This window comes from Rossellomorea oryzaecorticis (genome assembly GCF_045897515.1).
In the GTDB taxonomy this organism is placed as follows: Bacteria; Bacillota; Bacilli; order Bacillales; family Bacillaceae_B; genus Rossellomorea; species Rossellomorea enclensis.
The window spans coordinates 50,166-57,556 of record NZ_JBJOSA010000022.1 but is presented as its reverse complement, the minus strand read 5'-3'; the positions used below and the strand labels follow the sequence as shown (position 1 = coordinate 57,556).

The 7,391-nt window shown below is 48.6% G+C and carries 8 protein-coding genes and 1 other annotated feature; all 8 genes read left to right on the top strand.

Going from position 1 to position 7,391, the window contains the following annotated elements:
* Window positions 1-241 precede the first annotated feature (241 nt).
* The 8 genes from ispD (at window position 242) to ACKA06_RS18600 (ending at window position 7,383) form a co-directional block, all read left to right on the top strand.
* Window positions 242-946 carry a 2-C-methyl-D-erythritol 4-phosphate cytidylyltransferase gene (ispD, locus tag ACKA06_RS18635; protein ID WP_032085249.1) on the top strand — a complete coding sequence of 235 codons (705 nt, stop codon included), beginning with the start codon at window positions 242-244 and terminating at the stop codon, window positions 944-946.
* Complete coding sequence (ispF, locus tag ACKA06_RS18630) at window positions 939-1,421, top strand: 2-C-methyl-D-erythritol 2,4-cyclodiphosphate synthase (protein ID WP_411160359.1); 483 nt, start codon at window positions 939-941, stop codon at window positions 1,419-1,421. The genes ispD and ispF overlap by 8 nt, the downstream gene beginning before the upstream one ends.
* Before the next feature lie 324 nt (window positions 1,422-1,745).
* Window positions 1,746-3,203 (top strand): glutamate--tRNA ligase, encoded by a 1,458-nt coding sequence (gltX, locus tag ACKA06_RS18625; protein WP_411160358.1) that lies wholly within the window; start codon window positions 1,746-1,748, stop codon window positions 3,201-3,203.
* Between the two features lie 45 nt (window positions 3,204-3,248).
* Window positions 3,249-3,465 (top strand) — a binding site (T-box leader).
* Between the two features lie 191 nt (window positions 3,466-3,656).
* The gene (cysE, locus tag ACKA06_RS18620; RefSeq protein ID WP_032085252.1) at window positions 3,657-4,307 is read left to right on the top strand and encodes a serine O-acetyltransferase; all 651 of its coding nucleotides are present in this window, start codon (window positions 3,657-3,659) and stop codon (window positions 4,305-4,307) included.
* Window positions 4,304-5,707 carry a cysteine--tRNA ligase gene (cysS, locus tag ACKA06_RS18615; protein ID WP_411160357.1) on the top strand — a complete coding sequence of 468 codons (1,404 nt, stop codon included), beginning with the start codon at window positions 4,304-4,306 and terminating at the stop codon, window positions 5,705-5,707. The genes cysE and cysS overlap by 4 nt, the downstream gene beginning before the upstream one ends.
* A complete protein-coding gene (locus tag ACKA06_RS18610; protein ID WP_064563536.1) occupies window positions 5,707-6,120 on the top strand; it encodes a Mini-ribonuclease 3 in 414 nt (137 codons plus the stop codon). Before cysS ends, ACKA06_RS18610 begins: the two co-directional genes overlap by 1 nt.
* A gap of 3 nt (window positions 6,121-6,123) precedes the next feature.
* Entirely contained in the window at window positions 6,124-6,867 is a 744-nt protein-coding gene (rlmB, locus tag ACKA06_RS18605; RefSeq protein ID WP_032085254.1) for a 23S rRNA (guanosine(2251)-2'-O)-methyltransferase RlmB, read from the top strand.
* Window positions 6,868-6,873: 6 nt separating this feature from the next.
* The gene (locus tag ACKA06_RS18600) at window positions 6,874-7,383 is read left to right on the top strand and encodes an NYN domain-containing protein (protein WP_411160356.1); all 510 of its coding nucleotides are present in this window, start codon (window positions 6,874-6,876) and stop codon (window positions 7,381-7,383) included.
* Window positions 7,384-7,391: the final 8 nt, after the last annotated feature.

The window sequence follows — 7,391 nt, the reverse complement described above, 5'->3', positions numbered from 1 at the left end:
CTTCTGTTGAACACTTAAGAAATCCGGAGCAAAACAAAGCTATTTTAAGTAACCTGCCATTATCGTGAGGGAGGCTCGACTTCCTCCCCGGGGAATCTTGTGCCTGCAGCGGAAAGGAACGGCCTGTGTTCTACATGACTTTTCGTTATGGATGCACATAACCCTCAACTTTGCCCTGACTCCCCCAATACGGTAAGCTATAATAAAGACTGACCAACGAAAGAGACAAAGGAGTTAAGGTATGGAGTATAGAGTTGTCATCCCTGCTGCCGGACAAGGAAAACGAATGAAAGCAGGTAAAAATAAATTGCTGCTCGAGCTGAATAACTGCCCCGTCATCATCCATACACTGCGGGTGTTTGACCGTGATCCGGCCTGCAGAGGCATCTATTTGGCCATCCATCCCGGCGACCGTGAAACGCTCCAGGAATTGATCCAGCGCTTCAGCATCAAAAAGGTAGTGAAACTGGTCGACGGCGGTGAAGAAAGGCAGCACTCTGTCTATAACGCAGTTCTTGAAATCGATGGGGGTATCGTCCTTGTTCATGACGGAGCAAGACCATTCATCAAACAGGCGACGATCCATCAACTCACAGAGGAAGCGGAATCTTCCGGAGCGGCGATTGCCGCTGTCCCCGTGAAAGATACGATCAAGAAAGTAAAGGGCGGCACGGTCGAGGAAACGATCGAACGCTCAAGCTTGTGGATGGTGCAGACCCCGCAGGCATTTCGACTGCCATTACTCAAGCGTGCCCATAGTGAAGCGGCCGCGGACGGATTCCTTGGGACGGATGATGCTTCCCTCGCTGAAAGGATCGGCATCGATGTATCGATCGTGGAAAGCGACTACGATAATATAAAACTGACAACACCTGAAGATCTGTATTTTGCAGAAGCGATTGTGAAGAAGCAAGAGGAAATGAGTGGAGGAAATAAATATGTTTAGAATCGGACAAGGTTTTGATGTACATCAATTAACAGAAGGCAGACCATTGATCATGGGCGGGATCACCATCCCGTATGAAAAAGGACTAATGGGGCACTCAGATGCCGACGTACTGCTTCATGCCGTGGCGGATGCATGCCTTGGTGCGGTTGCAGCAGGGGATATCGGTAAGCACTTCCCTGATACAGACCCTGAATTCAAGGATGCGGACTCCGCCAAACTTCTGCAGCACGTCTGGATGCTTGTGAAGGATGAAGGCTATGAGCTTGGAAACATCGACTGTACCATCATCGCCCAAAAGCCAAAAATGGCACCTTACATCGATCAAATGAGAGAACGCATCGCAGAACTCCTTGAAGCTGACACCAACCAGGTAAACGTCAAAGCTACAACATCAGAAAAACTCGGCTTCACAGGCCGCGGAGAAGGAATCGCCGCCCAGACAACGGTATTAATCCAAAAGATAGGCGTTTAACTCAGGTGGTAATGCTTTTTCAAGATGTACATTTTTTTGAGAGTGGATTTAGAAAGGGATTCAATGATCCTGCTGCTGAGTTGATTGGAGCGGAAGGCACTCGACTCCTGCGGGATGCGTGGGACAGGTGAGACCCCGCAGGAGCGAAGCGACGAGGAGGCTCACCGCCCACCCCGCGGAAAGCGAGTGCCTTCCGCGGAAATCAACGGGCTCCTTAAGAAGTCTCCAAATAGAATTAACCACACAAAATCCGCTTTATTCCATTTCACAACGGTGTTAAAATAAGCAGAGGATTCAAGCACGTATCTAAAGGAGGAAACACCCATGACAAATGAAGTTCGTGTACGTTATGCCCCGAGTCCAACGGGACATTTACATATCGGTAATGCAAGGACAGCCCTGTTCAACTACCTGTTTGCCCGAAGCGTAAACGGTAAATTCATCATCCGTATTGAAGATACAGATAAAAAGAGAAACATTGAAGGCGGCGAAGAAAGCCAGCTGAAATACCTTCAATGGCTCGGAATCGACTGGGACGAAAGCGTCGATAAGCCAGGTGAATACGGACCGTACCGCCAATCAGAGCGTAACCATATCTATGAGCAGTATTTGAACGAGCTGTTAGAAAGCGGTCAGGCCTATAAGTGCTACTGCACCGAGGAAGAACTTGAAGCGGAGCGTGAAGCGCAGACGGAAGCAGGCCAGATGCCGCGTTATTCCGGCAAATGCCGTAATTTAACGCAGGAAGACCAGGAGCGCCTTGCAGCTGAAGGCCGCCAGCCGAGCATTCGTTTCAGAGTGCCTGCAGGCAAAGTGTATACGTTCAATGACATCGTGAAAGAAGACGTTTCCTTCGAATCTGATGGGATCGGTGACTTCGTCATTGCGAAGAAGGATGGGACGCCTACGTATAACTTTGCGGTGGCAGTGGATGATTATTTGATGAAAATTTCTCACGTCCTTCGCGGTGAAGACCATATCTCGAATACACCTAAACAGCTGATGATCTTTGAAGCATTTGGGTGGGAAGCACCTGTATATGGCCATATGACATTGATTGTAAATGAAAGCCGCAAAAAGTTGAGCAAGCGTGATGAAAGCATCATTCAATTCATCGAACAGTATGAAGCCCTCGGCTATCTGCCGGAAGCGTTATTCAACTTCATTGCGCTATTGGGCTGGTCGCCTAAAGGGGAAGAGGAATTGTTCTCGAGAGAAGCGTTCATTGAAATCTTCGATCCTGAACGTTTATCGACTTCTTCAGCGTTGTTTGACAACCAGAAGCTGACTTGGATGAACAATCAATACATGAAGAATCTTGAGCTCGATCAAGTGGTGGAACTTTCACTTCCTCATCTGGTTAAGGCGGGCAAGCTTGAAGAGCCGATGACAGATGAGAAGCGTGAATGGGCAAAAGGCGTCATTTCACTTTATCAGGAGCAAATGAGCTTTGGTGCAGAGATTGTGGAATTGTCCGAGATGTTCTTCAAGACGGACCTTGACTATGATGCAGATGCAAAGGCTGTCCTGGATGAAGAGCAGGTGCCGGAAGTCCTTAAGGCATTCCTTGAAGAGATTGATGCGCTTGAAAACTACGAAGCGGCTGAAATCAAAAAATCGATCAAGGCCGTTCAAAAATCGACCGGACATAAAGGGAAAAAGCTGTTCATGCCGATCCGTGCTGCCGTTACCGGTCAGACACACGGTCCTGAATTGCCGAATGCAATCGAGCTTTTAGGGAAAGATAAAGTAAAGCATCGTCTTCAGAGCCTTTTAGGTTAACATTTCTGGATAAATGTAATATAGTAAGAGTACCAATTAATTAATGATATCGCGTTGATGAGGAGAAGTAAGAAAAGGACGCTTAGAAGAGAGAACCATCACCGGCTGAAAGTGGTTCAGGCCTCTCCCTTTCTGAAATGCACCTCAGAGCCCGCTGCTGAAATAAGTAGGCAGCGGCGGTTTCCTGCCGTTAACAGGTCGAGGTGGAGGAGATTTATTCTTCTCAATCAGAGTGGAACCGCGCTGCCGATGCGTCTCTGTCGTTATGACAGGGGCGTTTTTTTATTTTCAAGAAAAATAATTCAAATCTAAGAAGTGGCCAGCTCCAGTGCCCGGCAAATCGAGACGTTCCGGACTGACAATGAAGTCAAAGAACGACTTCACTGGTCGGAATAAAATCGTTGGTTTGGCCTGAACAAAGTGTTTGCGCTTTTCCAGATAGGAGGGAAGACGATGTTTAAGACATTCAAGGAAGATATCGATGTGGTGTTCGATCAGGATCCGGCTGCCAGGAGCTATATCGAAGTGATTCTGACATATTCGGGCCTTCATGCCATCTGGTCCCACCGGATCGCGCATGCGTTTTTCAAACGGAAGTTTTTCTTCCTGGCCAGGGTGATTTCACAAATCAGCCGGTTCTTCACCGGGATCGAGATCCATCCGGGGGCGAAGATCGGCCGAAGGTTCTTCATTGACCACGGTATGGGAGTGGTGATCGGGGAAACGTGTGAGATAGGCGATAATGTGACGATTTTCCAGGGGGTGACCCTTGGGGGGACCGGCAAGGAAAAAGGGAAACGCCATCCGACGATCCATGATAATGCACTGGTTGCAACCGGTGCGAAGGTACTGGGCTCGATCATAGTCGGCGAGAATTCCAAAGTCGGTGCCGGATCTGTTGTGTTGAAGGATGTGCCCCCGAACTCCACTGTTGTCGGCATACCGGGAAGAATTGTGATAAGGGATGGAGTAAAGGTGCAGAAGGACCTGAATCACAGCAATCTGCCCGATCCTGTTTACGACCGGATGAAACAGATGCAGGAAGAAATCGATGAACTGAAAACACTACTTAAGGATCATGAGGGAAGGAGTCGATCATTGTGACGATTCGTTTATATAATACGTTAACCAGAAAGAAAGAGGAATTTCAGCCGCTGGAAGAGGGTAAAGTGAAGATGTATGTGTGCGGGCCGACCGTATACAACTATATTCATATCGGAAATGCCCGTCCTGCCATCGTATTTGATACAGTCAGACGTTATTTGGAATATAGAGGGTATGATGTCCAATTCGTATCCAATTTCACAGATGTCGACGACAAGCTGATCAAAGCAGCGAACGAATTGGGCGAAGAGGTGCCTGCGATCGCCAAGCGTTTCATCGAGGCATACTTCGAGGACACGGGGGCGCTCGGCTGCAAAAAGGCGGATATCCACCCGACCGTTACGGATAACATTCAAACGATCATCGACTTTGTATCGGCTCTTATCGAAAAGGGATATGCCTATGAATCACAAGGTGATGTGTATTACCGTACAAGGAAATTCGAAGGATACGGAAAGCTTTCCCATCAGCCGATCGATGAGCTGAAAGCGGGGGCCCGCATCGATGTGGGCGACAAGAAAGAAGATCCGCTTGATTTCGTCCTTTGGAAAGCTGCGAAAGAAGGCGAGATTTCATGGGATAGCCCGTGGGGCGAAGGACGTCCGGGCTGGCATATCGAATGCTCGGCGATGGCTAAGCGTTATCTCGGCGACAGCATCGATATCCATGCCGGGGGACAGGATCTCACTTTCCCTCATCATGAAAATGAAATCGCGCAGTCAGAAGCGCTGACAGGGAAGCCGTTCGCAAAGTACTGGATGCACAACGGCTACATTAATATCGATAACGAAAAAATGTCGAAGTCGCTGGGGAATTTCGTCCTCGTTCACGACATCATCATGGAACAGGATCCACAAGTCCTCCGTTTCTTCATGCTGTCGGTTCATTACCGCCATCCAATCAACTATAATCTGGAGCTCCTGCAAAATGCCGAAACGGCCCTCGACAGGATCAAGACTGCATACGAGAACCTGAAGCACCGCAAGGAATCAAGCACGGACCTGACGGATAACAATCAGGAATGGCTAGATAAGATTGCAGAACTGAAAGAACAATTCATCTCCGAAATGGATGATGATTTTAATACAGCGAATGGAATTTCAGTGCTGTTTGAACTTTCACGCCAGGCGAACTATTATCTGATGGAGAAGAATACAGCTGTACAGGTCATCGATTCCTTCCTTCACCAATTCGAAGATTTCTTCGAGGTGCTGGGTCTCAGCCTGCAAGCTGAAGCGGAACTTCTGGATGAAGAAGTCGAAGAATTGATCGAAAAGCGCATCCAGGCCCGTAAAGACCGGAACTTCCAGCTTGCTGATGAAATCCGTGATACGCTGAAGGAAATGAATATCATTTTAGAAGACACACCGCAGGGTACACGCTGGAAAAGGGGATCCTGATGATATACGAAACAAATGAAAAGATCGACGCTAAACAAATAAATGCCCTTGCCCTTGCCTATATGGGAGATGCCGTCTATGAAACATATGTACGGCAGCTCCTATTGACGAAAGGGAAAATAAAGCCGAACCAGCTTCACCGCGCCGCAACCAATTATGTGTCGGCAAAGGCGCAGGCTGCGTCATTGAAGAAACTGTTTGATGAAGATCTGCTGAGTGAGGAAGAAATCAATATCGTCAAGCGCGGGCGCAATGCGAAATCGGGAAGCGTCCCAAAGAATACCGATGTACAGACGTATAACCACAGTACCGCTTTTGAAGCGCTGATCGGGTATTTATTTTTACTGAATCGGACTGAGCGGCTAGAAGAGCTGATCACCATCATATTCGAACAGAAAGGAAAGGAGGAGTAAGCGATGAGCAAAGATTTTATCGGTGGAAGAAATCCCGTCATCGAAGCACTGAAATCGGGGAGGGAAATTAATAAGATCTGGATTGCCGAAGGCTCCCAGAAGGGTTCGATCCAGCAGGTCCTCGGCCTTGCGAAAGAAGCAGGCGTGATGGTCCAATATGTACCAAAAAAGAAAATCGAACAGATGGTCGCAGAAAATCATCAGGGAGTCGTGGCGTCTGTTGCTGCTTATAAATATGCCGAGATCGATGACATTTTCGATAAAGCGGCACAAAAAGGGGAGGACCCGTTCATCCTCATCCTGGACGAGCTTGAAGATCCCCATAACCTCGGCTCCATCATGAGGACGGCGGATGCGTCAGGCGCACATGGGATCATCATTCCTAAACGGCGGGCAGTGGGATTGACCTCGACCGTGGCAAAAGCTTCAACGGGGGCCATCGAACATATCCCTGTTGCACGGGTCACCAACCTCTCGCGAGCGGTGGACGAGCTTAAAGAGCGCGGGGTGTGGGTTGCCGGAACGGATGCAAAAGGCAAGCAGGATTATCGCCAGCTTGACGGGACATTGCCGATCGGTCTTATTATCGGCAGTGAAGGGAAAGGGATGAGCAGGATTCTCCGTGATAAATGTGACTTCCTCGTCCAGCTTCCAATGGTCGGCCGCGTCACGTCCCTGAATGCCTCGGTGGCAGCCAGTATCTTGATGTACGAGGTTTACCGGAATCGCCATCCGCTGGGAGAATAGGGAATAATGGATATTCTCCTTGTGGATGGATACAACATCATCGGTGCCTGGCCGGAACTGAATGAATTGAAGAATAAAGATCTGGCCTCGGCCCGTGACCGTCTGGTCGAACAGATGGCGGAATATCAGGGGTATACCGGTTACCGGGTTATCGTTGTCTTCGATGCCTACTATGTACAGGGCATCGCGCGCAAGTACAAGAATTATAAGGTGGAAGTGTTATTCACAAGAGAAAATGAAACCGCGGATGAACGCATCGAGAAGCTCGCCATCGAACTCGGGAACATAAAAACCCAGATCCATGTGGCGACTTCCGACTTCACAGAACAATGGGCGATCTTCGGTCAGGGGGCCCTCCGCAAGTCGGCGAGGGAACTTTTAACAGAAATAAATGTGATTGAAAAAAAGATTGAGAGAAAAGTCCGTAAATCCACTGATGATAAGCCTTCTTCCAAGATTCAATTATCCGATGAAGTTGCGGAAATTTTCGAAAAATGGCGCCGAGGGGAACGATGAGCGGTTGA

What these genes read in the sequence shown, in the direction of transcription:
- ispD (WP_032085249.1), top strand. Translation starts at nt 242, where the DNA reads ATGGAGTATAGAGTTGTCATCCCTGCTGCCGGACAAGGAAAACGAATG.
- ispF (WP_411160359.1), top strand. Translation starts at nt 939, where the DNA reads ATGTTTAGAATCGGACAAGGTTTTGATGTACATCAATTAACAGAAGGC.
- gltX (WP_411160358.1), top strand. Translation starts at nt 1,746, where the DNA reads ATGACAAATGAAGTTCGTGTACGTTATGCCCCGAGTCCAACGGGACAT.
- cysE (WP_032085252.1), top strand. Translation starts at nt 3,657, where the DNA reads ATGTTTAAGACATTCAAGGAAGATATCGATGTGGTGTTCGATCAGGAT.
- ACKA06_RS18610 (WP_064563536.1), top strand. Translation starts at nt 5,707, where the DNA reads ATGATATACGAAACAAATGAAAAGATCGACGCTAAACAAATAAATGCC.
- rlmB (WP_032085254.1), top strand. Translation starts at nt 6,124, where the DNA reads ATGAGCAAAGATTTTATCGGTGGAAGAAATCCCGTCATCGAAGCACTG.
- ACKA06_RS18600 (WP_411160356.1), top strand. Translation starts at nt 6,874, where the DNA reads ATGGATATTCTCCTTGTGGATGGATACAACATCATCGGTGCCTGGCCG.